The sequence below is a fragment of the Noviherbaspirillum cavernae genome (genome assembly GCF_003590875.1).
Classification (GTDB): Bacteria; Pseudomonadota; Gammaproteobacteria; order Burkholderiales; family Burkholderiaceae_D; genus Noviherbaspirillum; species Noviherbaspirillum cavernae.
Map to the genome: position 1 here is coordinate 1,273,047 of NZ_QYUN01000002.1, position 26,920 is coordinate 1,299,966.

A 26,920-nucleotide genomic window follows, 5' to 3' on the forward strand; every position below is an offset into this window, starting at 1 on the left:
GCGTCACCGCGCTTGGTGACGCTGTAAAATAACGGCTTCTCATTCATCCCCACGGCTTTGGCGACCCAAGGCCGTTTTTCATTGCCATGACAGTCCGTACCCGCTTCGCTCCCAGCCCGACAGGTTATCTTCATCTAGGCGGTGCCCGTACCGCGCTATTTTCCTGGGCCTATGCCCGTCATTTCGGCGGCACATTCATTCTGCGCATCGAAGACACCGACCTCGAACGCTCGACGCCGGAAGCGGTGCAGGCGATTCTCGATGGCATGGAATGGCTTGGGCTGCAGCATGACGAGGGGCCGTTCTATCAAATGAAGCGGATGGACCGCTATCGCGAAGTCGTCATGCAAATGCTCCAATCCGGCACGGCTTATCACTGCTATTCCTCGCCGGAAGAGGTCGAAGCCATGCGCGAGCGCCAGCGCGCCGCAGGCGAGAAGCCGCGCTATGACGGTACCTGGCGTCCGGAGCCGGGAAAAACCTTGCCGCCGGTGCCGGAAGGGCGCAAGCCGGTAGTGCGTTTTCGTAATCCGCCCGAAGGCGACGTGACGTGGAACGATCTGGTCAAGGGGCCAATTACCATTTCCAACCGCGAGCTGGACGACCTGATCATCGCGCGTCCCGATGGCACGCCGACCTACAATTTCTGCGTCGCGATCGACGACTGGGATATGCAGATCACTCACGTGATCCGCGGCGACGATCACGTCAACAACACTCCGCGCCAGATCAACATCCTGCAAGCGCTCGGTGCGCCGCTGCCGCAATACGGCCACGTGCCCATGATTCTCGGCGCGGATGGCGAGAAGCTGTCCAAGCGACACGGCGCGGTCAGTGTGATGGAGTACCCCGCACAAGGCTATTTGCCGGAGGCAATGCTGAATTATCTGGCACGTCTGGGCTGGAGCCATGGCGATGATGAAATTTTTTCGACAGAGCAATTATGCGAATGGTTTGATCTCGATCACTTGTCGAAGTCGCCGGCGCAATTCAATCCGGAAAAGCTGGCCTGGCTCAACAATCACTACATCAAGCAAGCCGACAATGCCCGCCTTGAAGGGCTGGTGCGTCCATTGATGGAAAAAGAAGGGGCGCAGTTCGACGGTGCACCCGAGCTGCAGTCGGTCATCGCCTTGATGAAGGACCGTGCCAACACGATCAATGAACTGGCTTCCGGCGCGATGCTGTTCTATCGTCAACCGTTGCCGGATGCCGCGCTCTTTGCGCAGCACGTGACGGAAGTGGTGAAGCCGGCGTTGCTCCAGTTTGCGGAAGGCTGCAAGAGCGTCGAATGGAACAAGGCGGCATTGTCTGCATTGATGAAAGAAACATTGGCTGCGCACAAGTTGAAAATGCCGCAATTGGCAATGCCGCTGCGCTTGATCGTGACGGGACAATTGCAGACACCGGCGATCGATGCCGTACTCGAATTGTTCGGACGTGAGGTCGTCGTGGCTCGTCTGGCGAAATTTCTCTGAGGTGTCGAAAAGGTGATTTACACCAGAGAAAAACCTTTGCTATAATCTCGTTTCTTCGCACGGGGGTATAGCTCAGCTGGGAGAGCGCTTGCATGGCATGCAAGAGGTCAGCGGTTCGATCCCGCTTACCTCCACCAGCGAAAAGTGCGGTAAAAGTAATAGGCTGCAGTTCGACAGGTTACTGTCCCCATCGTCTAGAGGCCTAGGACATCACCCTTTCACGGTGAGTACCGGGGTTCGAATCCCCGTGGGGACGCCAGATAAAGGCGCTACGCGAAAGCGTGGCGCTTTTTGTTGGCAAGGTCACTGTCTCCATCGTCTAGAGGCCTAGGACATCACCCTTTCACGGTGAGTACCGGGGTTCGAATCCCCGTGGAGACGCCAGATAAAACGCCACGCATTTGCGTGGCGTTTTTCTTTTCTGCGATACCATTCCGTGCATTGCCCCGATCGCGCATTGTCTTTTCTTTACCTGTATCTGTTTTCGTGTCGTCGCCCCCTCGGGGTGATAGGCGTGTAACGACTGGTGCGCTTAACTCATCAAAAATGTTCCTGAATCAAAATCAAGCAACATCCCTCGCTATTTTTTGCAAAGTCGTCGATAACTTTGGGGACATTGGTATCTGCTGGCGCTTTGCAAGGCAAATACAACAAGAGCACGGCATCGCCGTCACTTTGTGGGTGGATGATTTGCGGAGCTTTCAGCGGATTTGTCCAGGTGTCGAGACTGATGCTGAAGTGCAGCAGCTTGCCGGTGTGACGGTGCGCCACTGGCGCAATCAGGAGGGGGTGTTTTCGCCTGACGATGTCGCCGATATAGTCATGGAATTTTTCGGTTGCGATATCCCGCCAGGCTACATTGCCGCAATGGCAGAATGCAATCCGCGTCCGGTGTGGCTCAATCTTGAAGGCTTGACCGCCGAGGAATGGGTTGAAGGTTGCCATACCTTGCCCTCGCGTCATCCACGCATGCCATTGACGAAATATTTCTTCTTCCCTGGCTTCACCGGCAAAACGGGCGGCTTGCTGTGCGAATCGTCCCTAGAAGAGCAACGTCGGCAATTTCAATCAGATCAAGCGGCCATGACGGCTTTTCTTGTGCAGTTTGGCATGACGCCGGCGGAAATGGCATCGTTGAAGGTGTCCTTGTTTTGTTATCCGCACGCCCCAGTCTCGGCACTGTTCGACGCATGGCAAAGCAGTGATGCCGCAATCACTTGTCTGGTGCCTGAAGGAGTTGCGACCGAGGCGGTTCAAGCATTTTTGGATGGGGAGGCAAAACCGGGGGCGGTACGCACCTGCAGTGCGCTCACCGTGCGTGTCTTGCCTTTTGTCGCACAACCGGATTACGACAGGCTGTTATGGGCGTGCGACCTCAATTTCGTGCGTGGAGAGGATTCCTTTGTTCGCGCGCAGTGGGCAGGCAAGCCGTTCATCTGGCATATCTACCCGCAAGACAAAAACCTGCATCATGTGAAATTGCGTGCATTCTTGCAGCGTTATTCAGTCGACATGGAAAGCTTGAATGTCTTCTCTTTGGGTTGGAATGACGCCAAGGTAGATGGCGTGGAAGAGCAGGTCGACTGGTCTGCACTGTGGCTGTCCTTTCAGGCGGACATGCCAGAAATTGCATGTCGCTCTATTGATTGGCAGAGGCAAATATTGGAAAACGGAGACTTGGCGTCCAATTTTCTCAGGTTCGCAGGCCGCGTTGTCAGTGACTTCGGAAAACAAAGTATAATGCGCGGTTAATCCTATAGCGCCTTTCGATCAAGCGTGAACGTGCGGTGCTGTTGACCATGTAACGTTTAGCAACCTGTTTTTTACGTACCTTCTCTATGAAAACTGCAAAAGAAATTCGTGTTGGCAACATCATCATGGTTGACAGCCAGCCTTTTATTGTGCTTCGTTCCGATGTCAATGGTTCGAGCCGCACGGGCTTCACCTACAAGTGGAAGATGAAAAATCTCCTGACGAACTCGCCTATGGAAAACGTATTCCGTGGTGATGACAAGTTCGACGTCGTCGTGCTCGAGAAGAAAGAAGCCACTTATTCGTATTTCGCCGATCCACTGTATGTGCTCATGGATGCCGAATACAACCAGTACGAAGTCGAAGGCGAGAACATGGGCGATGCGCTCAACTATCTCGAAGACGGCATGGCATGCGAAGTCGTGTTCTACAACGGCAAGGCGATTTCGGTTGAACTGCCGACCACGATCGTTCGTGAAGTCACCTACACCGAACCGGCTGTCAAGGGCGATACTTCGGGCAAGGTGCTGAAGCCCGCGAAGATCTCGACAGGTTTTGAAATTCCTGTGCCGCTGTTCGTTGGAATCGGCGACAAGATCGAAATCGATACACGCACCGGCGAATACAAGAGCCGCAGCAAGTAATCATTTTCGCTCCGAAAAAAGCGCTGCCGGATTTCCCGCAGCGCTTTTTTCATGCATGTTTCAAACGCGTTTCGTTCAACGTCGCTGTGATGTGTTCCGTTGGCGCGCCTGCTCAAATCGCTGTTTCGTCTGTTCTTCGTCGCGAACGGCGAAGGCGTAGTTCGCTTCAAGCCACATCACATTGATGATGCCGAAGGCGAGCGCGAGGTCGATGTCCAGAACCCACGTGAAATACCTCATGAGGTTCTCCTGGTCAATCTCGCAATGCGCTATCACGGCAAGAGTTGATCAAGATGGGTAATCCGGATGGCTTGGCGAAAAGGCGCTTGCCTTTCTGGTACTTGCAGCGATGCACGCAACCGCAGGGGTGGCGGTTTGCGCGGATTGGATGACTTGTGGCGCAGACCGGCTTGAGCGGAAGGGGAGTCCGCTCAAGCCGGAACATGGAACGCTTGCAGCCTTGTGCTCAAGGCTGCTGCAACCGGTCCTTGAAGAAGTCCAGCATCTCCTGGGAAAACTCCGCTGCCTGCGTGCCGTCGCTGCCGATGGTCACGCCTTTGCGCAGGAAGCCGCCTTTCACGGCATAGGTGTCGAACACCGCCTTCGTCAGGGCAGGATCGACCTTGCCGGTACGCATGTTGTAGTAATGGCCAGCGTCATCCATATAGACGGTCGGATAGATCGTGGATGTGACGGCTTCCGGGATCGGGGTACGGGGAACACCTTCGCGGTCGAAGGAATGCAGCGCGCCGGGGAAGAGCTTCATGCTGACGTTCTGGCCGGCGATCTTCATCGCGTGCGTGGCATCCTGGCACTGCTGGACCGAGACCCAGTCATCCTTGTCGCCTTGCAGTACCAGCAGCGATGCCTTGTCCGCTAGTTTTGCGGAATGGAACTGGGCGCCGCACCAGGGATATCCCGCGACCACGGCGCTCAGTCCTTTGCCGGGGCCCAATATCGCATTCGACAAAGGCGCGGATGCCGCCATCATGACTGCCGTGCCGCCGCGGCTGCCGCCGGTTGCGCCGATCCGCGCGCCGTCGATGCCCGCTTGCGCGCGCAAGACCTTGATCGCGGCAAATACGTCATAGGTGCTGGCCGCCCAGCTGACGAGACTCTGGTCGGCGACCGTGCTGGTGACTTTGCGCGCCGTGAACGGATCGAGTACCAGGGCGGCGATTCCGGCCGAGGTCAACGTCGCTGCATGGGCGATATGGTGCGGTCCGATGTTGCCGCTACCGGGCGTCACGATCACAGCCGGGATCGGACCGCGCGCATTCTTCGGCATGAACAGTTGTGCCGTCAGCGTGACTTCCTTGCCCAACTCTCCCTTGAGCAGCGGACCGTAATCGACCGGGTCGCGGCTCGGCACGTTCACCACCGTGCCCTGGATGCCATTGGAGAGAGTCAGGGGCGTTTGCGCAAACTGCACCGGATCGACCGTCTTGATTGCGTTGTCGGCGATTGCCGATGGCGTCATCCACGAACCGGCCGCGATCAGCCCGGCACAGACAACGGTTCTCATCTTGGTCGGCAGCGGACGCGCTTGCCGGATCAATACCTGTTTCATATAGTCTCCTTGAGTCTCTTTATCGTTAGAGCGAATTTCATAACGGCAAAAGGAACGTAAAACCAGAATGCGGGTCCCATGGGCATATATGCAATGCCGAAGGTGCAATCATGGCGGCTCCCTATTCTGAGGATTTACGGCGGAAAATCGTGCAGGCGTGCGAACGAGGAACACAATCGCAACGCGAAGTGGCCGGGTTTTTCAATGTCAGCCTGTCCTTTGTCGAAGCGCTGTTGAGCCACTATCGCCGCAGTGGCGGCGAGCTGGTTCGACAGCGGCATAAATCCGGACGACGCGTACTGCTTGATGAGGCTTGCCGAGAGCAATTGCGGCAGTGGCTGCTGGAACAGTCCGATCTGACTTTGAAAGAGTTGATCGGACGATTGCAGGCCGGTACCGGCATTGCCGTCAGTGAACCCACCATGTGCCGGGTTCTGCATCGGATGGGCCTGCGCCGAAAAAAAGACCGTACATGCCACAGAACGGGACACGGCGCGCGTACGTCTGGCACGTCGTCGCTACCGCAAGCAGATCGCATCCTGTCCTGTCAAAAGGCTGAAATTCATCGACGAGTCCGGCCTGAACATTGCCATGACGCGTCGTTATGGACGGGCGATGCACGGCCAGCGGGTGCATGACGCGGTACCGGGAAACTTCGGGCGCAATGTCAGCATTCCCGGTTCGCTTTCCTGCCATGGCATGGAGGCCGTCATGACGGTCGAAGGCGCGGTCGATGCGGCGGTATTCCGGGCTTGTGTTGCCCATGCTCTGGTGCCGACGCTGCGCTCAGGTGACGTGGTGGTGATGGATAACCTGAGCGTCCACAAGGTCCCGGACATTGAAGCCATGATTGCTGGCGCCGGCGCGCAACTGATTTACCTGCCGCCGTACTCTCCCGACTGGTCACCGATCGAGCCTTGCTGGTCCAAAATCAAAACCCGCTTGCGCGGCATGAAGGCCCGGACACGTGAGGCGCTTGATCAGGCGCTCACCAAAGTGATCGGCAGAATCAGCAACAGCGATGCCAGCGGCTGGTTCGCCCACTGCGGTTATTCCATTCATTGATTTGAAAATCGCTCTAGGGCGCACGAACTTCGCTTTTCAAGGCCAGGTTCGTTGTGCGATCATAAATTGCATGAGTCGCCACATCCTGATCAGATTCTGATGGCCTTCCACCAGCCCGATGGCGTTGCGCCGGATTACGCCGCGAGCGGATTGCGTGCTGGCGAGGATGGCTGTGTTTATTACGGCTTGCAGGCATTGGCGCTGCCGCCGAAGGAGCAGGCGGTGCTGCACTTGTTGCTCACCAGATCGCCGTTGTCAGTGAGCAAGGACGACTTTGCCGAGCAGGTATGGGGCGGTCGCAGCATGTCGGATGAAAGCCTGACGCGCTGCATTCACAAGATACGACATCTGTTGCGCACGCTGCCGGGTGCCGGCAACGTCACATCGCTGTATGGCCGCGGCTATCGCTTGACCGCAGTTTCCGCCGCTTCGACGCCGAATCAACGCCTGTTGTCGGCGGCGCAGGCGCCATCGCCCATTTCCGAAGCCTTCCTGTACGCGCGACATCTGACGCTGCAACGGACGCCGGCCGCGCTGGCGCAGGCCGAGCAAATCCTGCGCACCACCATTGCCGCTGCACCCGACTATGCGGCAGCGCGAATTGCGCTGGCTGAATGTCTGGGAGGCGGGAGCAGCTGGGGAGTCAATCCGCAGCCGGAATTGCTGGAAGAGGGGTTGCAGCATCTCGACGCGGCAGAACGGCTCGCGCCGGTGACCGTCGGCTTGAATTCGGCGCGCGCCGCGCTGCTCGATCGCGCGTGGCGCTTCAGGGAAGCCGAAGCAGCGTGCATGCGGGCCTTGCGCGACAACCCGGACGATGCGGACAGCAATTTCCATTACGGCTGGCACTTGCTCGCGGTCGGACGGTCCGAGGATGCGAGAACGGCATTGCGCGCGGCCGTGCAATTGCATCCTTACGCCGTATTGATGCGGATCACGCTGGCGCGCGCACATGCGCATGCCGGCTATCCCGACGAAGCATTGCGCGAAGCCGAAGCGACCTGCGCGCTGGCACCCGACAACGAGATGGCCGAGCTGTATCTCACCGCATTGCAGGCATGGCGTCAGCCGACGGCTGAAGTCGTCGAATCCGCGTGGAAGCTGGCGCTGTCGCGGCAAGCCCTGACACTGGCGCCCGCGATACTGAGTTATGCATTGGCGCGCACAGGAGATACGGAGGGCGCGCTGGATGTGATCGGCATTTGCACCCGCTGCGGTGCCGGCAATGCCTGTACCAATGCGATGCACGCGGCTTCACTGCTTGCGCTGGGCCGCGCGGACGACGCCATGGTGCTGCTGCAAGCTGCAGCGGTGGCTCGCTGCAGCCTGTTGCCGATTGCCTTGCACGATCCGGCCAACGCGGCCTTGAAGCAGCATCCGGCCTGGCCGGCGCTGCTCTCCGCCATCTTCGGCAGTCAGGCCTGAGTGTTTGCCAGACTCAGTCTTTCGCCACCTGCAGAATGAGCTTTCCGAAGTTCTTTCCTTCGAACAACATCAACAGCGCCTGCGGAAATGTCTCCAGCCCTTCGACGATATCTTCGCGCGTCTTGAACGAGCCTTCCTGCATCCACTTCGCCATTTCGGCTACACCCAGATGGTAGCGGTCGGCGTAGTCGAAGACGACGATGCCTTCCATCCGCGCGCGGTTTACCAGCAGCGACAGGTAGTTGGCCGGTCCCTTGACTGGCGTCGTGTTGTTGTACTGTGAGATCGCGCCGCAGATGATGATGCGCGCCTTCATGTTGATCCGCGTCAGCACGTCGTCGAGGATGTCGCCGCCGACGTTGTCGAAATAGACATCGACGCCTTTGGGGCAGTTTGCCTTCAATCCTTCCTTGACCGAGCCGGCCTTGTAATCGATGCAGGCATCGAAACCGAGTTCGTTGACGACGAAATCGCACTTCTCCTTGCCGCCGGCAATGCCGACCACGCGGCAGCCTTTCTGTTTCGCAACCTGGCCGACCGTCTGGCCGACCGCGCCTGCCGCGCCGGACACCACGACGGTTTCGCCCGCTTTCGGCTGGCCGACTTCCAGCAGGCCGAAATAGGCCGTCATGCCGGGCATGCCGAGCGCATTCATGTATTTCGGCAGCGGTGCTGCCTTCGGATCGACCTTGTAGAAATTGGCCGTCTTGTCATCCGCCGGCCCCGCCCAGTATTCCTGCACGCCGATGCCGCCCGAGACGTAATCGCCGACGGCAAACTTCGGCGACTTCGACGCGATGATTTTGCCGATGCCGCCGGCGCGCATGACTTCGTCGATCGCGACCGGGCGGATATACGATTTGCCCTCGTTCATCCAGCCGCGCATTGCAGGGTCGAGCGACAGGTACTGCGTCTTGACGAAAATCTCGCCGTCCTCGATGTCGCGCACCGGCTCGGTCGTGAATTTCCAGTCTGTGGGTTTCGGCATGCCGATGGGACGCGCTGCAAGACGGAACTGCCTGTTCGCCATGGTGCTCATGGTTGTCTCCAATTTTGTGGTCTGAGGAATGTGTTTCATGAATGCTCATTCGGACGATGCTGGAGCCGTGCTTGCGCTGCGCGTGTGCAGCGATGCCATTCATGAAATCGAATTTGACTATACCCGAATTTGAACGACCGTACTTTTTTATAAAATGTAACAGCAGGAACTTTCTCCATGGCATGGCCTCGAAGCTGAGAATCGGCAATATTGCTTCGGTTCAAGCGAGGGAGAGTCCGCTTTCCATAGTGAAAATGGCTGTCCAGAGTGGCATTGACAAATGCAACTGCTGACAACGTTTTCTTTTTGATGCAACCGCCACGTCATCCGTCCACCATATTCAGGAGATCACATGCTTCGTTCCGAAACGCTTTTTGGCAAACGCGAAAATACAACGCCGAATTCTCCCCTCAATACTTCCAGCGGCATCATGCCGGCAGGCAGTTCCGGTATTGCCAAGCCAGCCACTCCGCTCGGTTCCGGCCCGGCGGCTTCCGCGCTGAACCCCGCTCCAGCTACCACCAACGAAGGCGGCAGCAAGCTGATCGTCGGCCCGAACATCAAGCTCAAGGGCGTTGAAATCACCGATTGCGACACGCTGGTCGTCGAAGGCCGCGTTGAAGCGACGATCGACTCGCGCGTGATCCAGATCGCCGAGCGCGGCGCATTCAAGGGCTCCGCCGAAATCGACATCGCCGAAATCCATGGCGAATTCGACGGCGATCTGACCGTGCGCCAGAAGCTGGTTATCTATTCGACAGGCAAGGTGACCGGCACTGTCCGCTATGGCAAGGTCGTGATCGAGGAGGGCGGCCAGCTTTCCGGCGACATCCAGGTTGGCACTGCTTCCGTGTCGAAGGGCTTGTCGGTTGCCAAGGCTGGCTGATTGAGGCCTGCCCGAAAGTAGAAAAACTCGAACATGCGGATCGCCGGCGCTCGGGGAAGTGCGCCGGCGGCATCTTTTCCGCAAACGGCATTGCTGCGGCGCTCGCGTTCGCAGCGGTCATGGATCCATGATTCGTGATCTGCCATTCCTGAAAAGCCCGGGGCACGCCATGTACGCCCGGGCTTTTGTTTGTGTCTGCAAGCCATGCGACAATAACGGCCTCCCGCTTGCAACATCGTCAAGCGCCTTGCACACACATTCGACATCCATGCATCCGGAATACATCCTCACCTTATCCTGCCCCGACCACCGCGGCATCGTTCATCGTGTATCGGGCTTCCTCGCCGAGAACGGTTGCAACATCATCGATTCCGCCCAGTTCGGCGATGCGCAGTCGAAGCTGTTCTTCATGCGCGTGCATTTTGCGGCGGAAAATCCGGAAGTCAGTGACGGCAAGCTGCGCGCCGATTTCGCGACGCTGGCCGCGTCCATGCAGATGAATGCGCAACTGCACGATGCGCGCAAGAAACCCCGCATGATGCTGATGGTGTCGAAGATCGGCCACTGCCTGAATGACTTGCTGTTCCGCTACAAGAGCGGTTTGCTGCCGGTGGAAATTCCGGCCATTGTTTCCAATCACACCGATTTTTACCAGCTGGCGGCCAGCTACAACATTCCATTCCACCATCTGCCGCTGGCAACAGGTGCTTCAGTCGAAGCCAGGCAGGCACAGGAAGCGCGCATCCTGGAGATCGTGACGTCGAACGATATCGACCTCGTGGTACTGGCGCGCTACATGCAGATTCTGTCGCCGCCGATGTGCGAGGCGCTGAGAGGGCGCGCCATCAACATCCACCATTCATTCCTGCCGAGCTTCAAGGGTGCCAAGCCCTACTATCAGGCGCACGAACGCGGCGTGAAGCTGATCGGCGCAACGGCGCATTTCGTGACGAGCGATCTGGACGAAGGGCCGATCATCGAGCAGGATGTGGAACGCGTCGATCACGCGATGGAACCGGACACGTTGACCGCGATCGGGCGCGATGTCGAATGCGTGGTGCTGGCGCGCGCGGTGAAGTGGTTTGTCGAACACCGTATCCTGCTGAACGGTCACAAGACCGTCGTGTTCAAGTAAGTCGTCTGACAGTCTGGCAGACCGATAATTTGGCAAGAGGGGCGGATCGCCGCTCCCTCATCGAACAATGGCGCTTACGCCAGCACGCGGCGCAGCCACTTGCCGATATCCTCAATTTCCGCTTCGCACACCGAGTGCGGCATCATCATGTACTCGTGCCATTCCACCTTGTAGCCGAGCGACTGAAGGAGGTCGCGCGACTTTTCCGCACGGTCGATCGGGATCACCGGATCGCCGCGGCCATGCGCCATGAAGATCGGCGTGTCATGGTTTGCACTATGGCGTTCCGCCGGGATCGTGGTGTGGATAGGTACATAACCCGACAGACACAACAGGCCGGCCAGCCTTTCCGGATGGCGCAAGCCGGTTTGCAGCGTCATCGCGCAGCCTTGCGAGAAGCCGGCGAGGATGATGCGTTCGGCAGGGATGCCGCGCGATTTTTCCTGTGCAATCAGTTGCTCGACCATTTCCTGCGATTTGCGCAGGCCCGCTTCATCCTCGCGTTTGACGAGGTCGGTACCGAGGATGTCGTACCAGGCGCGCATCACGTAGCCATTGTTGATCGTCACCGGCATGGTGGGTGCATGCGGAAAGACAAAGCGGATCGCCGGGCAACCATTCAAGTCCAGTTCGTTGACGATCGGTACGAAGTCGGACCCGTCCGCGCCGAGGCCATGCAGCCAGATAACGGCGACGGAGGGATTGGCAGCGGTTTCGATCTGAATGGTTTCAAGCAGGTTGGCCATGATGATTTTCCAGGCGGATTGAGAGTGTCAAGAAAACTTGGGGCAATGTGATGAGGGCTGCGCTTTGGACGTTTGAGCGGCAGCGCTGAACACTGTCGCTCCTCGCTTCGCTCGGAATGACGTCGGTGAATCGGCTTCAGCGCTGCCGGATTGCCGACTTCGGGCGGAATGCCTTGCACACCGCTTCATGGGTTTCGATGTACGGTCCGCCGATCAGGTCGATGCAGTAGGGTACGGCGGCAAAAATGCCGGCGACGACCTGCTTGCCGTCCGCATCCTTCAATCCTTCCAGCGTTTCCTTGATCGATTTTGGCTGGCCCGGCAGATTCATGATGAGTGCCGCGTGATCCGGTGTTTCCCGGATTACTGCAACCTGACGCGACAGGATTGCGGTCGGGACGAACTTCAGGCTGATCTGCCGCATCTGTTCGCCGAAACCGGGCATCTCCTTGGTACCGACTGCCAGTGTTGCTTCCGGCGTGAGGTCGCGCCGCGCGGGGCCGGTACCGCCGGTAGTCAGCACCAGATCGCATCGCATGTCGTCCACCAATTCGATCAATGCCTTCTCGATCGCCGCACGCTCGTCCGGAATCAGGCGTGTCTCCATCTTCCACGGGCTCGCGAGCGCAGAGGTGAACCAGTCGCGCAGCGCCGGAATGCCCTGGTCTTCGTAGACGCCGCTCGAGGCGCGGTCCGAGATCGACACCAGGCCGATCAGGACTTCGTCCGGATTACTCTTGTTCTTCGTCGTCATCTTGTTCCGCCGTTTGCGCCGGAGTGGGAGATTGCAGCTGCTTCAAGATCTGGAAGATTTCGCGATAGGCCTTGGGCGGCTTGTTCTCTGCCTGTTCCTTGCGCGCATTGCGGATCAGCGTGCGCAGGTGCTGCATGTCGATGTCTGGATGTTTCGCGCGCAATTCCGTCAGTGCATCGTCGTTGGCGAGCAGTTTTTCACGCCGCCGCTCCAGTGCATGCATTGCGGCGGTTTCCGCCTTCGATGCGCCTTTCCAGCTATCGAGCACCTTGTGGATCGCGGCGATCTCGTCTTCTTCCAGTGTGCGCATCTTCTTGCCGACATATTGCAACTGGCGGCGGCGGCCTTCATGGTCCTTGATCTTCTGGCACTCAAGAATGGCGTCGCGTACATCTTCCGGCATCGGCACGCGCTTGACGCGGTCTTTCGGCTGGTCGACGAGCTCTTGCCCCAGATCTTGAAGCGCGGTCATTTCACGCTTCAACTGCGACTTGGAAGGACGATCGTATTCCTGTTCGAATTCGTTGGATTGGAAGCCGCACGAGCCTCGGTTGGGATTTGGCATGGTAGGTATTGAGTAAGACGAAGTGTTCGGATCGTACTGTGCCGCGTGCCTGTGTTGATGCGGATGCCGCGGTTTTCAGCCGGACGCAGGGGGATCACGACGTGGCATCAGTAAACGACTGCTATGATAACTGTTTTAAATGCCTTCCGAAGAATAAGCCCATGAGCGCACCCGTATTTACCCATAGCCAGGACCAGTTGAAGCAGATCGCGCAGGATGTGCTGCGTTTCGCCAGGGAAAAAGGCGCATCGGACGCGGCGGTGGAGATCAGCGAGGGGAGTGGCTTGTCGGTTTCGGTACGCAAGGGCAAGATCGAGACGATCGAGCAAAACAAGGACAAGGGCATTGGCGTCACCGTCTATCTCGGCGAGGAGAAGCACATCCGGCGCGGCAATGCCAGCACCTCGGATTTTTCGCGCCAGTCGCTGCAGGCGACGGTGGAGGCCGCCTATAACATCGCGCGTTTCACAGCAGAAGACGATTGCGCCGGCTTGCCGGATGCGGACATGCTGGAAATGTCGCCGCGCGATTTGCAACTCTGTTATCCATGGCTGCTGTCGACGGAAGATGCGGTCGCGCTGGCGACGCGTTGCGAAGCGGCGGCCTTCGCAGTCGACAAGCGCGTGACCAATAGCGAAGGCGCGGGTGTGTATGCGCAGCAATCGCATTTCATCTCGGCCAATACACGCGGCTTCATGGGCGGCTATGCCTATTCGCGGCACACCTTGTCCGTTGCGCCTATCGCCGGCAAGGGCAGCAACATGCAGCGCGACGATTGGTACTCGTCAATGCGCGATCCGGGCAAGCTGGCGGATCCGGAAGCGATCGGGCGCTATGCGGCAGAACGGGCGATGGCGCGGCTCAACGCGCGCAAGCTGGACACGCGCAAGTGCCCGGTACTGTTCGAAGCGCCGCTGGCAGCCGGACTGCTCGGCGCGTTCGTGCAGGCGGTGTCGGGCGGTGCACTGTATCGCAAGTCCACCTTCCTGCTCGATTCGCTCGGCACGCAGGTGTTCCCGTCGCATATCCGGATCGTGGAAGACCCGCATGTGGCAGGCGCGGTCGGCTCTGCACCATTCGACGAAGAAGGTGTCAGGACCAGCAGGCGCGACGTGGTGAAGGACGGCGTCGTGCAAGGATATTTCCTGTCGACGTATTCCGCGCGCAAGTTGGGCATGAAAACCACCGGCAACGCAGGCGGCTCACACAATCTCGCATTGACTTCCTCGTTGACGACGCCGGACGACAGCTTCAAGGCCATGCTGAAAAAACTGGGTACCGGCTTGCTGGTGACCGAATTGATGGGGCAGGGCGTGAACTACGTGACTGGCGACTATTCGCGCGGCGCATCGGGCTTCTGGGTGGAAAATGGCGTGATCCAGTATCCGGTCGAGGAAATCACCATCGCCGGCAACATGAAGGACATGCTCCGGCAAATCGTTGCGGTCGGTGCCGACACGCTGATTCGCGGCACGAAACAAACCGGCTCGATACTGCTCGAAAACATGACGATCGCCGGCAATTGAGATTTACGGCAGAGGCGCAGTGATCGCTGTGCCTCTGCGCGCTGTTTCGCCTATGACTTGATTGGTGGTAGACGCACTTCCTCCTGATCCACCGCTTCATACGGTTCTTCCGCTCCTTCCTGCGTTTCGTTCGCGCGGCCACTCCTGCAGCCGTACCGAAGCGAAATTGCCTAGCCATATTTCTCCCATCCTGCTGGCTCTGCACCCTTGTCGACGACATGACCTTGGCCCATGCCGGGCCCAGCAATGGCGAAGATGAAAAACGCGCCGAAGCCGCATGAAAATTTTGAATGCATCGAGGTAAGTAGTTTCACGAATGTTAAGGTTTTCCTGTTGCAAACCTTGCACATCGTCCCTAGAATCGTGGGCTCGTAACACGAGCCAATAGCCCGGCTACGAACAATCCTTACAAAGAAGAGTTTTTCGGGTATTTAACTTTCCAGGAGGCAAAATGGAACGTCGTTCCTTCCTTAAAAAAGCAGCCGTAGGCGCATCAGTAGGGGCAATCGCAGCCCCGGCATTAGCACAATCATTGCCAACCATTAATTGGCGTCTTGCATCAAGTTTCCCCAAATCACTGGATACGATTTACGGTGCTGCCGAAACATTTTCGAAGCGTGTTTCCCAACTGACCAACGGAAAGTTCAATATCCGCGTTTTCGCCGGCGGCGAAATCGTTCCGGCCTTGCAGGTGATGGATGCCGTGCAGGCAGGCACTGTCGAAATGGGCCACAGCGCGTCCTACTACTACTACGGCAAGGATCCTTCCTTCGCATTTGACGGCGTTGTGCCGTTCGGCCTGAATTCTCGTCAGCAAACTGCATGGTTCGACCAAGGCGGTGGCCAGGCGCTGATGCGCGAGTTCTTCAAGGACTACGGCATCGTCAACTTCATGGGCGGAAACACCGGCGCACAGATGGGCGGCTGGTTCCGCAAGGAAGTCAAGACGGTCAAGGATCTCGATGGTCTGAAAATGCGCATCGGTGGCTTTGCGGGGCGTGTGCTGCAGCGCTTGGGCTCGGTGCCGCAACAGATCGCGGGTGGTGATATCTATCCGGCGCTGGAAAAAGGCACGATCGATGCTGCTGAATGGATCGGACCGTATGACGATGAAAAGCTCGGCTTCAACAAGGTTGCGCCGTTCTATTACGCACCGGGTTGGTGGGAGCCAGGCCTGCAACTGTCCTTCTACATCGGCGTGAAAGAATGGGAAAAACTGCCGAAGGAGTATCAATACGCAGTCGAGGCTGCTTCCTACGAAGCGCACGTCGTCATGCAGGCGGAATATGATGCGCGCAATCCGGCAGCGCTCGCACGCTTGCTGAAGAACGGTGTGAAGCTGCGCAGCTTCTCCAGGGAAATCATGGAAGCTTGCTACAAGGCGACCAATGAGGTCATGGAAGAAGAATCCGCGAAGAACGCCAAGTTCAAGAAGATCTACGAACCATGGAAGCGTTTCCGTCAGGATCAGAACCAATGGTTCTCGGTGTCCGAATTGCCGATGCAGAACTTCATGATCAACCACAAGTAATCATCTTGCGATTGGCACAGCCCGCAGCGCGAAAGCCCTGCGGGCTTTTTCATTTCGAGAAAACGTGCGCTGTCAGACGGTGGTTGGCATATGCTGAAAGGATGATGCGCACAGGGATGGTGCGTTGCCGCACGATTTTGTGTTGCAGTGAATCAATCCCAACTCTACAATTTGCGACGCTTGATGCATTGTTTGGTTTTTGCATCCCCAGGCAAATGACCGTACAGGTGTCTTTTAATCCTAGAGGAGATCAAATGGAACGTCGTTCCTTTCTTAAAAAAGCGGCCGTAGGTGCGTCTGTCGGCGCAATCGCCGCACCCGCGCTGGCTCAGTCACAACCCACGATTAACTGGCGTCTGGCATCGAGTTTTCCAAAATCACTGGATACGTTGTTTGGCACAGCGGAAGTGTTCAGCAAGCGCGTGTCGCAGCTCACGAACGGCAAGTTCAATATTCGCGTCTTCGCAGGCGGCGAAATCGTGCCCGCGTTGCAGGTAGTCGATGCGGTGCAGGCTGGCACCGTGGAAATGGGGCATACGGCACCGTATTACTATTTCGGCAAGGACGCGACATTTGCATTCGATTGCGCAGTCCCGTTCGGTATGAGTTCGCGTCAGCAGACCGCATGGTTCGACCAGGGCGGTGGCAGAGAGCTGCTGCGTGAGTTTTACAAGGACTACGGGATCGTCAATTTCCTCGGCGGGAATACTGGCGCACAGATGGGCGGCTGGTTCCGCAAGGAAATCAAGACCCTCAATGACCTCAAGGGCCTCAAGATGCGTATCAGTGCATTCGCCGGCAAGGTCATGCAGCCGCTGGGATTGGTGCCGCAACAATTGGCCGGCGCGGACATTTACCCAGCCCTCGAAAAAGGTACGTTGGACGCTGTGGAGTGGACCACGCCCTATGACGACGAAAAGCTTGGCTTCCATAAAGTGGCTCCGTACTATTACGCTCCCGGATGGTGGGAAGCCGGCGCGCAGCTTTCGTTCTATGTCGGGGCGAAAGAGTGGGAAAAGCTGCCGAAAGAATATCAGCACGCAATCGAGGCAGCGTCATATGAAGCGCACGTGGTGATGCAGGCTGAATACGATGCAAAGAATCCGGCGGCCCTCGGACGTTTGATCAAGGCCGGCGCGAAATTGCGTTTCTTCTCGAAAGAGATCATGGAGGCGTCTTACAAAGCTGCGGTCGCAACGATGGAAGAGGAAGCCTCCAAGAACGCCAAGTTCAAGAAGATTTACGAGCCATACAAACGCTTCCAGCGCGACCAGAACCAATGGTTCTCGGTGGCTGAAACACCGATGCAAAACTTCATGATCAACCGTAAGGCCTGATTAGTTTCGATCTTTACCTGGAACCCGCAGTGTGAAAACACTGCGGGTTTTTTATTTTCTGCGTTTTGAGCATTGATCCCGTATCAAAATGGGTAACAAAAAACCCCGCAGGGAAATCCGTGCGGGGCTCTGGAGGGGATATTTATCCGACTAATTTTTGTCGGTATCCGTGGAGAAATTCAGCTGTGGAGCTTCCTCTCCTTTCTTGTCGCTTTCAGTGGAGAAGTCCAGCTGCGGCGCATCTTGCTCCTTGGTTCCCTCGTCGGTCATCGGCCGTTCAATGACCAGGCCTTCGGAGGATGACGAGGCGACGCCCTTGTCAAGGAAGCTGGTGACCATTTGAGGAAATGCGATCACCAAAGCGACCATGACGAGTTGCAGCGCAACCCATGGCAATGCGCCCCAATATATGTCCGAGCTTTTCACTTCCTTGGGCGCTACACCGCGCAGATAGAACAGAGCGAAACCGAACGGTGGGTGCATGAAGGATGTCTGCATATTCACGCACAGCATGACGCCAAACCACACCAGTGCAGCGGATGCTGCGGCTTCCGGGCTTCCCATGCTTTCGAGCAATACCGGCGACAGGACCTTTTGCGCAACTGGCGCGATCATCGGTACGACGATGAAGGCAATCTCAAAAAAGTCGAGGAAAAATGCCAGGAAGAAAATGAAGAGGTTCACAACGATCAGGAAACCGATCCAGCCCCCCGGCAGCGATGTGAACAAATGCTCGACCCACATTCCACCGTCTACGCCCATGAACACCACTGAAAAGCAGGTGGAACCGATCAGGATGTATACGACCATCGAAGTGAGGCGCATGGTCGATTGATAGCCGAGCACAATCAAATTACGCAACTCGCTAATGCGGCTCGCGCGCACGATCAGCCAGACGATGCCAACGTAGGCTGCGACGAGCCCTGCCTGCAAGAACGGCATTGCCGATTTGGCTACCCCGATTTCTGGCGCATAAAAAATCAGTCCGACCACTGCCGCCGCGCTTAAACCGAGTATGCCGATGCGAGCCACCAGCCGATCCTTGCGCGTGAACTCCTTGTTGCGCATGACAGCCAGTACGACTGCGCCGAGCGCACCCATGGCGCCCGATTCCGTTGGCGTTGCAACGCCAAGCATCATTGTTCCCAGCACCATGAAAATCAGCACGGCCGATGGAATGATGCCGTGCAAGCATTTTTTCCAGAGAGCCCAGCCTTGGAGTGTACGTGCTTCTTTCGGAATGGCCGGCAACCAATCAGGTTTGATGCGTGACAGGAAGAAGGTATAGAGCATGAACAAGGCGATCTGCACCAGGGATGGACCCCAAGCACCCAGATACATGCTGCCGACATCGGCGCTGGCGGTCGGGGTTCGGAGCTGATCTGCGAGAACCACCAAGACCAGTGATGGCGGCACCAGCTGCGTGATCGTCCCGGATGCTGCGAGCACGCCGGTGGTGTATCGCATGTTGTAGCCGTAGCGCATCATCACCGGCAATGAAATCATCGCCATCGTGATCACCTGGGCAGCAACGGTTCCAGTAATCGCACCCAGAATGAAGCCGACGAGGATGACGGAATAACCCAGCCCGCCACGGATGGGGCCGAACAACTGCCCCATGGAATCCAGCATCTCTTCGGCCAGACCGCATTTCTCAAGAATGGCGCCCATGAAGGTGAAGAATGGAATCGCCAGCAGCAAGTCGTTGGCGAGGACGCTGCCGAAAATGCGTTGTGGCACCGCCTGCAGGAAGTTGACTCCAAAGAAGCCTAACTCAATCGACACAATGCCGAAAAACAGTCCGAGTGCCAGTAACGAAAAGGCGACCGGGAAGCCTATCAACATGAACAAAACAAGGCCGCCGAACATCAGCGGCGGCATATACTCGAGCGGAATCATTGGACAGGTCTTTCGTATTTAGAGTCGAGGCGCACGATGCCGGCAATCGCGGCAATACGCTTGATCAGTTCAGAGATGCCTTGCAAGGCAAGCAGCGCGAATCCAATCGGGACGACCAACTTGATCGGGTACAGCGGCAGGCCGCCAGCATTGGACGATTGTTCGAGAATGTCCCATGAGGGAAGGAACAATACTTTCCACGAAAGCCAGGTGAATAGCAGGCAAGCCGGAAGCAGAAAGACGATGACGCCGAACGTGTCGATCCAATGCTTGGTGCGCTCCGATACGTGGCCGTATATCAGGTCGACCCTGACATGTTCGTTCTTCTGGAACGTATAGGGAGCGCCCAGCATGACCGCCGCGCCAAACAGATGCCACTGCAGTTCAAGCGGCCAGTTGTTGCTCCAATTGAAACCATATCGGACCAAGGCGTTGGTAGCGCTAACGATGCAGGAAAGCAGAATTGCGATACTTGCCAGCCGGCCTACGCGCTCACCCAACACGTCGATCCATCGGGATAGACGTAAAAGTAGTTGCATGAATTTCCCCTTTTGATTGATGACAGGTTTTCAGTAGTTACGAGAAAGACGTTTTGCCGCCATGCGAGTTTTCGGCACGAGAATCGATGCGAATGGATGATGCCGCTGCATTGTCAAAGCCATGCGCTGGAACGGAAATGTTGAAGCCGGAATGGGGGGAGGCGCCGCACAAATGTGGTGCCGATACAGGGCGGAATAGAAAAGAGAAGTGTCGGCTGACGCCGTTTGCTGCTTTTTCATTGCGCTTGCCGATACACTTCGGTAGTGCGTGTAAGAAAAACATTTTTGCTTGTCCCCGTAAATGAAAATCTTCTGCCCTGTCGCTTTTTCTTATTGAATGGTTGCATCTGCGACAATTTTTTCGTACGCGGGAGTATATGGCATTTCAACTTCAAAACGTACTTCGGTTTTTACGGATGCGCGAATTTTCTCGTGATGCAGTGCAAGGTCACGACCACCGTGATCGCATTGTTATTGAGTTCATGTGCGATCCTGGTGGCGGGCAGGCTGGAGCAACATGCATCCCATGATGCGACCGGATTTTTTACTTTCGGCAGTCGCAACTTCAGTAAATATTGGTTCTCATTCAAATGTTCACGGACGGATGCGGACGGACGAAACGCACCGGACCGGCCGCTTGCGCATGGCGGCGGCCATCTGATGTGTTCCAGGATGGCCGCTTTACCTGTTCCTGCTTCGATGCGCAATCAGGCCAGTTGCTTTCTAAGGTGCGCGATTGCGGCGCGCACCTGATTGGGCGCTGTGCCGCCGATATGGTCACGCGCGGCGACCGAACCTTCCAGCGTCAGAACGGTGAAGACATCTGCCTCGATCAGCGTCGAGAAGGTGCGCAACTCATCCAGTGACAGATCGCTCAAGTCGCAACCGCGATCCACGCATGCCCGCACTGCCAGCGCGACAGCTTCATGCGCGTCACGGAAAGGCAGGCCTTTCTTGACCAGATAATCGGCCAGATCCGTCGCCGTTGCGTAACCCTGCAAGGCGGCGGCGCGCATCGCGTCGGGCTTGACGGAAATGCCGCGCGCCATGTCGGCGAAAATGCGCAGCGTGTCGGTGACTGTGTCGACCGTATCGAACAGCGGTTCCTTGTCTTCCTGATTGTCCTTGTTGTAGGCCAGCGGCTGGCCCTTCATCAGGGTCAGCAGGCCGATCAAATGGCCATTCACGCGTCCGGTCTTGCCGCGTGCAAGTTCAGGCACATCCGGATTCTTCTTTTGCGGCATGATGGACGAGCCGGTGCAGAAGCGGTCTGCAATGTCGATGAAGCCGACGCGCGGGCTCATCCAGATCACCAGTTCCTCCGACATGCGCGAGACATGGGTCATCACCAATGCGGCGGCCGCGCAGAATTCGATCGCGAAGTCGCGGTCCGACACCGCATCGAGGGAATTGCGGCAAACGTCTTCAAAGCCCAGCGTTTTCGCGACTCGCTCGCGGTCGATCGGGAAGGTGGTGCCGGCCAGAGCGGCCGCGCCCAGCGGCAGGCGGTTGACGCGCCTGCGGCAATCGGCCATCCGTTCAGCATCGCGACCGAACATTTCGACATACGCCAGCATGTGGTGGCCGAAGGTGATCGGCTGGGCGACCTGCATATGGGTAAAACCGGGCAGGATGGTGTCCGCATGCTGGTCCGCCAGATCGACCAGTGCAATGCGCAGGTCGCGCAGCAAGCCGAGGATGTCGTCGATGGCCGCGCGCATGTAGAGACGGATGTCGGTTGCCACCTGATCGTTGCGGGAACGGCCGGTGTGCAGCCGCTTGCCGGCGTCGCCGACCAGTTCGGTCAGCCGTTTTTCGATATTGAGGTGGACGTCTTCGAGGTCAAGCAGCCATTCGAACTTGCCGGCTGCGATTTCGGATTGAATCTGCGTCATGCCGCGCTGGATGTCGGCGTAGTCTTGCGCGCTGATGATGCCCTGGTGGGCCAGCATCTCGGCATGCGCCAATGAGCCCTGGATGTCGGCATCCGCCAGTCGTTTGTCGAAAAAGACCGATGCGGTGTAGCGTTTTACCAAATCGGAGACGGGTTCGGAAAAGCGCGCCGACCAGGCCTCGCTTTTTTTGGAAAGTTGTGCTGTCATAGTTGTATCCCGGTGAATACGCGATTATAAAACAAGCCCCATGCGACGCTCACGCAAATGGGGTGATCGATGAGCGGAATCCTGCCAGTCGTGCGTGACCGCCGGTTTCGGCTCATCGAATCGGTGCTTTTCAATAAACAAAAAACAATAAATGCCCTTATCCCTTGCCACGTTTGCCAAGCCGCCGGTCGAGATCGTCATTCCCGACTGCTGCAATATCGGGGTGATTTTCAGGGCGCTGTTGGTCGCCAACGGTGCGGTTCTGGTCGGGATACTGCTGCGAACGAGTAATTTTCATCTTGGCTTGATGGAGTTCGTCGAATCCACCATGCTGATTGAGCTGTCATGTCTGGCATCGCTGCTGGCGTTGTGCGGAATGCGGCGCGCCATCCGCACGATTCCGGCGTGGGGGCAGCGCGTCGCCTGCGCACTGGTGCCTGCTGCCGTGACGGGAGTCATCATCCATTTCCTCTCGTCGCTTGAATGGCTGTGGAGCAGCTTCGAGAATTTGACTGCGCTGAAAGGAATGCTGGCCGCCGCGTTATTGGGCAGCGTGCTGCAGCACTATTTCGAGCTTCGCACGCGGGCTTTTTCACCGACCTTGCTGGAAGCGCGACTGCAGGCATTGCAGGCCCGGATCCGGCCGCATTTCCTGTTCAACAGCCTCAATGCGGTGCTGTCGCTGATCCGCACGGAACCGCGCCGCGCCGAGACGACACTGGAAGACCTTGCGGATCTGTTTCGCGTGCTGATGCGCGATCCGCGCAGCATGGCGAGCATGGAGGATGAAATCCGCCTTTGCCAGCAGTACCTGTCCATCGAAAAAATCCGGCTCGGCGACCGGCTCCAGGTGGAGTGGCGAACAGAGAACCTGAGCGACGAAGTGCAGAGAAAGGCGCAAATTCCGGTTCTGCTTCTGCAACCGCTGCTGGAAAATGCGGTGCACCATGGCGTAGAGCCCGCCGACTCTCCGGTGTCGATATGCGTGCACATGAGCCGTTCGCTCGATCGCATCGAGATCGTGGTGATCAATCCCTATCACGGTGAAGCGCCGGCGGAAGCGGGCAACCACATGGCACTGAACAACATCCGCGAACGTCTGGCCCTGCTTTACGACGTCGAGGCGCAATTGACGACTTCGGTTGCGCGCGGCTTTTTCGAAGTACGCTTGCGCTTTCCTTTCATGACGAGCTCCTGATGATCCCGCGACTTTTTATTGTGGATGATGAAGCGCCGGCACGGTCGCGGCTGAAGACGCTGCTGGCCGATATCGCGGCCGATTGTCCGCACGAACTGACGGGTGAAGCGGGTCATCCGAAGGAGGGGCTGGAAGCGATCGTCGATACCCGGCCGGACATCGTGTTGCTCGATGTGCAAATGCCTGGCATGACGGGTATCGAACTGGCTGCGCACCTGATGAAAGCCTTGCCAAATGCGCCTGCGATCATCTTCATCAGTGCATACGATGAATATGCGCTCAAGGCCTTCGACGTGCATGCTCTCGATTACCTGCTCAAGCCGGTGCGCTCCTCGCGGCTGGCTGATGCGCTGCGGCGTGTGGCCGCGCTGCGTTTGCAGTCACAGCACGAGGCAATTGCTGCAGCAACCGCCATGCTCCAGACCAGGCGGCAGCATTTTTCCGTGCAGGAGCGCGGACGGCTTTTGCTGGTGCCGGTAGCCGACGTGCTTTACCTGAAAGCCGAATTGAAGTACGTCACGCTGCGCACGCGGACGCACGATTACTTGATTGAAGAATCATTGACCTCGATCGAGGATGAAATGGCCGCGGTCTTTGTGCGCGTGCACCGCAATGCGCTGGTTGCGCGCAATGCGATTGCCGGCGTCGAGCGCGGCGTGCAGCCGGTCGATGCGGAGGGCGAGCACGACAAGGCGCAGGAATCCTGGCAAGTCATTCTGCACGGCGTCGACGAACGTCTTCCGATTTCACGGCGGCAGTGGCCAGTCGTGAAGGTGCTGGTGAAATAGCCGCTGCGCCCACGTGCTCCCGTCGTGAAAACGAGAGCACCATCCGTCACACGTCTGACAACTCAACCCGTATTGCGCAAGCCTGCAGCGATGCCGTTGATCGACAGATGAATCCCGCGCCGCACACGTTCATCGATCTTGCGTCCTTCCATCGCCGCTGCGCGGTGCCGCTTGATCAGTTCCACTTGCAAGTGATTCAGCGGATCGAGATAGGCAAAGCGATTCTTGATCGACCGGGCCAGCAGCGGGTTGCCAGCCAGCCGGTCCTTTGCGCCGGTGATCACCGTCAGGCAAGCCGCGACGCGTTCATGCTCGTCCACGATGCGTTTGAAAATGCTGTTTCGCAGCTTCCTGTCGGCGACCAGCTGGGCGTAACGGGATGCGACCGCGAGGTCGGTCTTCGACAAGACCATGTCCATGTTCGACAGCAAGGTGGCAAAGAACGGCCATTCCTTGAACATCGCGCGCAGCGTCGCAACGCGCTTGTTTCTTTCCTTGGCGTCGTCGCTGTCGTCCAGCCAGGATGACACTGCGTTGCCGAAGCCGTACCAGCCCGGCAACAGCAGGCGGCACTGGCCCCACGAAAAGCCCCACGGAATCGCGCGCAGGTCTTCAATCCGGCGCGTCGATTTGCGCGATGCCGGACGGGAGCCGATATTCAGTTCGGCGATTTCTGCGATCGGGGTCGAGGCGAAGAAATAATCGGTAAAGCCCGGCGTCTCATACACCAGATTGCGATAGGCCTTGTATGCCCGCTCCGACAGTTCTTCCATCACGCTTTCGAATGCCGCGAGCTTTTTCGCGCGCCGGCCTTCCGTCGATTGCGGTGTCAGGCTGGCCTCCAGCGTGGCCGCGACCAGCAGCTCCAGGTTGCGGCGTCCGATTTCAGGGTTGGAGAATTTCGACGCGATGATTTCGCCTTGCTCGGTCAGCCGTATCTGTCCGTTCACCGTGCCTGCGGGCTGCGCGAGGATGGCCTCGTAGCTCGGGCCGCCGCCGCGTCCCACGGTGCCGCCACGGCCGTGGAACAGGCGCAGCTTGACGTTGGCGTTATCAAACACGTCAACGAGACCCGTTTCCGCCTTGTACAGCTCCCAGTTCGACGTGAGGAAACCGCCATCCTTGTTAGAGTCGGAATAGCCGAGCATGACTTCCTGCAAATTGCCTTTCCTTGCGATCAATGCTCGAACTGGCGGCAAGGACATCAGGCTTGCCATGATGTCGGCCGCGCATCGCAGGTCCGGGATGGTTTCGAACAGCGGGATGACCATCAGCTCCAGTTCCGCATTCGTGACCCTGTCGCCCTTGTCGTTCCATTCGATGCGCAGCAGGCCGGTTTCCTTTTGCAGCAGCAAAACCTCCAGCAGGTCCGATACGGTTTCCGTATGCGAAATGATGTAGTTGCGTATCGCACGATCGCCGTAGCGTTGGCGGATCTCGCGTGCCGCGCGCAGGATCTCGAGCTCGGAATCGGTCTCGGTCGAATAGGCGATGTAGGGCGAATGGAGCGGACGCGGTTTCGACAGCTCCGTCAGCAGCAATTCCACCTTCGCTTGTTCCTCCAGATTCGCGTAATCCGGCTCGACTTTCGCGCGCGCGAACAATTCAGCCAGCACGCGTTCATGCACGTCGGAGCTTTGACGCATGTCGAGCGTTGCGAGATGGAAGCCGAAAATTTCCGACGCGCGTTTCAGCGTCGCCAGCCGCCGTCGGGCAAGCATGGCGCCGTGATGCGCGTTGAGCGAATCGACCAGTATCTGCAGATCCTGCGTGAACTCGCCGGCGCTCGCATACGGCGCCGCCGGGCCGACTTCCTGCCGCAGGACGTGCGCTGCGCCCAGCGTGCGCGCAGTGGCGGCAAGGCGCGCATACAGGCCGATCAAGGCGCGGCGATACGGCTCGTCGGTGCGGTGCTCCGATTGATCCGGCGACGCATCCGCCAACGCCTGCAGCTCCGGGCTGACACCGATCAGCAGGGTGGAGATCGACAGTTCCGCGCCCAGCGTGTGCACTTCTTCCAGATAGAAATCGAGGATCGCGGTGGATTGACGTGTCAGCGCATGCCGCATCGTTCCGGCATTGACATTGGGATTGCCGTCCCGGTCGCCGCCTATCCAGCTGCCCATCTGCACGAAGGGCGGCAACGCGTGGCGCGCACGGTCGTGCCGTTGCGGGAACTGCGTTGCAATTTCGCTTTCGATGTCGTCGTACAAGCCCGGCAGCTCGCGCAGGAAGGTGATGCGGTAGTAGGACAGGGCGTTTTCGATTTCGTCCGCGACGGTGAGTTTCGAATACCGCAGCATGCGCGTCTGCCACAGCGTCGCGACGCAGGCGTGCAGCAGTTCGGTGTTCTGCGCCAGTTCCTTCGGTGTCAGTTGCCGGTCACGTTCCGCCAGCAGTTGCGCGATTTCACGTTCGGCATCGAGGATGCTCTTGCGCTGGACTTCCGTCGGGTGCGCCGTCAGGACGGGGGAGATCAGTGCCTCCTTGAAAAAGCCGCGTACAGTCGCGCCCGATACGCCGGCCTCATCCAGCTTGCCGAGGGCATAGGCAATGCTGCCTTGCTGCGGCGTCGAGCCTGCCAGCAAATGTGCGCGGCGACGGCGATTGTGATGCTGGTCTTCGGCGATATTGGCGAGGTGCGAGAAATAGGAGAAGGCGCGGACCACGGAAATGGTCTGGTCGCGCGTCAGTTTTTTCAGCAGCTTGTTGAGGTCTGCGCCCGACTGCGCATCGGACTCGCGGCGAAAGCGGACGGCCGTCTGGCGGATCGTTTCCACCACCTGGAAAACGGCTTCGCCTTCCTGGTCGCGCAGCACATCACCGAGCAGGCGGCCGAGCAGACGGATATCTTCTTTCAGTGGTGCATCTTTGTCGTTCGCGGATCTGGCGGTGCGCGCCAGGCTATTCGGTTGTTTTGCCATGTTGAATGAATGCAATC

Annotated in this window: 26 protein-coding genes and 3 tRNA genes; 15 read left to right on the forward strand and 14 right to left on the reverse strand. The window is 58.0% G+C overall.

From position 1 onward, the window contains the following. Window positions 1-86 precede the first annotated feature (86 nt). From gltX to efp, 6 genes are all read left to right on the forward strand, one after another. The gene (gltX, locus tag D3870_RS05985) at window positions 87-1,478 is read left to right on the forward strand and encodes a glutamate--tRNA ligase (RefSeq protein ID WP_119737486.1); all 1,392 of its coding nucleotides are present in this window, start codon (window positions 87-89) and stop codon (window positions 1,476-1,478) included. A gap of 61 nt (window positions 1,479-1,539) precedes the next feature. Further along, window positions 1,540-1,615: transfer RNA gene (locus D3870_RS05990), tRNA-Ala, on the forward strand. 46 nt (window positions 1,616-1,661) lie between these two features. Then, a tRNA-Glu gene (locus D3870_RS05995) sits at window positions 1,662-1,737 on the forward strand. Between the two features lie 49 nt (window positions 1,738-1,786). Further along, a tRNA-Glu gene (locus tag D3870_RS06000) sits at window positions 1,787-1,862 on the forward strand. Between the two features lie 162 nt (window positions 1,863-2,024). Next, window positions 2,025-3,230 (forward strand): elongation factor P maturation arginine rhamnosyltransferase EarP, encoded by a 1,206-nt coding sequence (earP, locus tag D3870_RS06005; protein ID WP_119737487.1) that lies wholly within the window; start codon window positions 2,025-2,027, stop codon window positions 3,228-3,230. An 86-nt stretch (window positions 3,231-3,316) separates the two neighbouring features. Continuing rightward, window positions 3,317-3,874 carry an elongation factor P gene (gene efp / locus D3870_RS06010; protein WP_119737489.1) on the forward strand — a complete coding sequence of 186 codons (558 nt, stop codon included), beginning with the start codon at window positions 3,317-3,319 and terminating at the stop codon, window positions 3,872-3,874. A 75-nt stretch (window positions 3,875-3,949) separates the two neighbouring features. On the opposite strand, the gene cydX is transcribed toward efp, so the two are convergent. The 3 genes from cydX to D3870_RS22260 all read right to left on the reverse strand — a co-directional run bounded on the left by cydX (window position 3,950) and on the right by D3870_RS22260 (window position 5,884). Further along, complete coding sequence (gene cydX, locus D3870_RS06015; protein WP_119737491.1) at window positions 3,950-4,114, reverse strand: cytochrome bd-I oxidase subunit CydX; 165 nt, start codon at window positions 4,112-4,114, stop codon at window positions 3,950-3,952. Between the two features lie 226 nt (window positions 4,115-4,340). Further along, window positions 4,341-5,444 (reverse strand): dienelactone hydrolase family protein, encoded by a 1,104-nt coding sequence (locus tag D3870_RS06020; RefSeq protein WP_119737493.1) that lies wholly within the window; start codon window positions 5,442-5,444, stop codon window positions 4,341-4,343. 134 nt (window positions 5,445-5,578) lie between these two features. Beyond that, window positions 5,579-5,884, reverse strand: a complete 306-nt coding sequence (locus D3870_RS22260) for a hypothetical protein (RefSeq protein WP_158590389.1) — start codon at window positions 5,882-5,884, stop codon at window positions 5,579-5,581. Between D3870_RS22260 and D3870_RS06025 the strand changes: the two genes are divergently transcribed. Beyond that, a complete protein-coding gene (locus D3870_RS06025; protein WP_158590390.1) occupies window positions 5,856-6,509 on the forward strand; it encodes an IS630 family transposase in 654 nt (217 codons plus the stop codon). The two genes, D3870_RS22260 and D3870_RS06025, sit on opposite strands and share 29 nt — an antisense overlap. A 99-nt stretch (window positions 6,510-6,608) precedes the next feature. After that, window positions 6,609-7,934: a winged helix-turn-helix domain-containing protein gene (locus D3870_RS06030; protein WP_119737497.1), complete on the forward strand. Its 1,326-nt coding sequence runs from the start codon at window positions 6,609-6,611 to the stop codon at window positions 7,932-7,934. A 13-nt stretch (window positions 7,935-7,947) separates the two neighbouring features. Here the strand turns inward: D3870_RS06030 and D3870_RS06035 are convergent, their stop codons facing one another. Then, entirely contained in the window at window positions 7,948-8,973 is a 1,026-nt protein-coding gene (locus D3870_RS06035; protein ID WP_119737499.1) for an NADP-dependent oxidoreductase, read from the reverse strand. 352 nt (window positions 8,974-9,325) lie between these two features. On the opposite strand from D3870_RS06035, the gene D3870_RS06040 reads away from it, so the two are divergent. Then, on the forward strand, window positions 9,326-9,859 hold the full coding sequence (locus D3870_RS06040) for a bactofilin family protein (protein ID WP_119737501.1): 534 nt from the start codon (window positions 9,326-9,328) through the stop codon (window positions 9,857-9,859). A 268-nt stretch (window positions 9,860-10,127) separates the two neighbouring features. Next, entirely contained in the window at window positions 10,128-10,994 is an 867-nt protein-coding gene (purU, locus tag D3870_RS06045) for a formyltetrahydrofolate deformylase (RefSeq protein ID WP_119737502.1), read from the forward strand. 74 nt (window positions 10,995-11,068) lie between these two features. Here purU and D3870_RS06050 read toward each other — a convergent pair whose 3' ends face one another. The 3 genes from D3870_RS06050 to yjgA form a co-directional block, all read right to left on the reverse strand. Next, window positions 11,069-11,740 (reverse strand): alpha/beta hydrolase, encoded by a 672-nt coding sequence (locus tag D3870_RS06050; RefSeq protein WP_119737504.1) that lies wholly within the window; start codon window positions 11,738-11,740, stop codon window positions 11,069-11,071. A gap of 136 nt (window positions 11,741-11,876) precedes the next feature. After that, window positions 11,877-12,494, reverse strand: a complete 618-nt coding sequence (gene mog, locus D3870_RS06055; protein WP_119737506.1) for a molybdopterin adenylyltransferase — start codon at window positions 12,492-12,494, stop codon at window positions 11,877-11,879. After that, window positions 12,472-13,059 carry a ribosome biogenesis factor YjgA gene (gene yjgA / locus D3870_RS06060; RefSeq protein WP_119737508.1) on the reverse strand — a complete coding sequence of 196 codons (588 nt, stop codon included), beginning with the start codon at window positions 13,057-13,059 and terminating at the stop codon, window positions 12,472-12,474. Before yjgA ends, mog begins: the two co-directional genes overlap by 23 nt. A gap of 161 nt (window positions 13,060-13,220) precedes the next feature. Here yjgA and pmbA point away from each other — a divergent pair, with 161 nt between their 5' ends. Then, the gene (pmbA, locus tag D3870_RS06065; protein WP_119737510.1) at window positions 13,221-14,585 is read left to right on the forward strand and encodes a metalloprotease PmbA; all 1,365 of its coding nucleotides are present in this window, start codon (window positions 13,221-13,223) and stop codon (window positions 14,583-14,585) included. A gap of 170 nt (window positions 14,586-14,755) precedes the next feature. On the opposite strand, the gene D3870_RS22265 is transcribed toward pmbA, so the two are convergent. Then, window positions 14,756-14,899 carry a hypothetical protein gene (locus tag D3870_RS22265; protein ID WP_158590391.1) on the reverse strand — a complete coding sequence of 48 codons (144 nt, stop codon included), beginning with the start codon at window positions 14,897-14,899 and terminating at the stop codon, window positions 14,756-14,758. 137 nt (window positions 14,900-15,036) lie between these two features. Between D3870_RS22265 and D3870_RS06070 the strand changes: the two genes are divergently transcribed. Together D3870_RS06070 and D3870_RS06075 are read left to right on the forward strand one after the other, a co-directional pair. Beyond that, entirely contained in the window at window positions 15,037-16,116 is a 1,080-nt protein-coding gene (locus D3870_RS06070; RefSeq protein WP_119737512.1) for a TRAP transporter substrate-binding protein, read from the forward strand. A 254-nt stretch (window positions 16,117-16,370) separates the two neighbouring features. After that, complete coding sequence (locus D3870_RS06075; RefSeq protein WP_119737514.1) at window positions 16,371-17,453, forward strand: TRAP transporter substrate-binding protein; 1,083 nt, start codon at window positions 16,371-16,373, stop codon at window positions 17,451-17,453. Window positions 17,454-17,603: 150 nt separating this feature from the next. Here D3870_RS06075 and D3870_RS06080 read toward each other — a convergent pair whose 3' ends face one another. From D3870_RS06080 to argH, 5 genes are all read right to left on the reverse strand, one after another. Then, entirely contained in the window at window positions 17,604-19,352 is a 1,749-nt protein-coding gene (locus D3870_RS06080; RefSeq protein WP_119737516.1) for a TRAP transporter large permease, read from the reverse strand. Continuing rightward, window positions 19,349-19,891, reverse strand: coding sequence for a TRAP transporter small permease subunit (locus D3870_RS06085; protein ID WP_119737518.1), 543 nt, complete (start codon window positions 19,889-19,891; stop codon window positions 19,349-19,351). Before D3870_RS06085 ends, D3870_RS06080 begins: the two co-directional genes overlap by 4 nt. Before the next feature lie 30 nt (window positions 19,892-19,921). Next, window positions 19,922-20,131 carry a hypothetical protein gene (locus D3870_RS21970; RefSeq protein ID WP_147375720.1) on the reverse strand — a complete coding sequence of 70 codons (210 nt, stop codon included), beginning with the start codon at window positions 20,129-20,131 and terminating at the stop codon, window positions 19,922-19,924. 170 nt (window positions 20,132-20,301) lie between these two features. Further along, window positions 20,302-20,598, reverse strand: a complete 297-nt coding sequence (locus tag D3870_RS06090; protein WP_119737520.1) for a hypothetical protein — start codon at window positions 20,596-20,598, stop codon at window positions 20,302-20,304. Continuing rightward, window positions 20,599-21,993, reverse strand: a complete 1,395-nt coding sequence (argH, locus tag D3870_RS06095) for an argininosuccinate lyase (RefSeq protein WP_119737522.1) — start codon at window positions 21,991-21,993, stop codon at window positions 20,599-20,601. A 151-nt stretch (window positions 21,994-22,144) separates the two neighbouring features. Between argH and D3870_RS06100 the strand changes: the two genes are divergently transcribed. Together D3870_RS06100 and D3870_RS06105 are read left to right on the forward strand one after the other, a co-directional pair. Continuing rightward, window positions 22,145-23,191: a sensor histidine kinase gene (locus D3870_RS06100; RefSeq protein ID WP_119737529.1), complete on the forward strand. Its 1,047-nt coding sequence runs from the start codon at window positions 22,145-22,147 to the stop codon at window positions 23,189-23,191. After that, complete coding sequence (locus D3870_RS06105) at window positions 23,191-23,979, forward strand: LytR/AlgR family response regulator transcription factor (protein ID WP_119737531.1); 789 nt, start codon at window positions 23,191-23,193, stop codon at window positions 23,977-23,979. The genes D3870_RS06100 and D3870_RS06105 overlap by 1 nt, the downstream gene beginning before the upstream one ends. 62 nt (window positions 23,980-24,041) lie before the next feature. Here the strand turns inward: D3870_RS06105 and ppc are convergent, their stop codons facing one another. Beyond that, window positions 24,042-26,903, reverse strand: a complete 2,862-nt coding sequence (gene ppc, locus D3870_RS06110) for a phosphoenolpyruvate carboxylase (protein WP_119737533.1) — start codon at window positions 26,901-26,903, stop codon at window positions 24,042-24,044. Window positions 26,904-26,920: the final 17 nt, after the last annotated feature.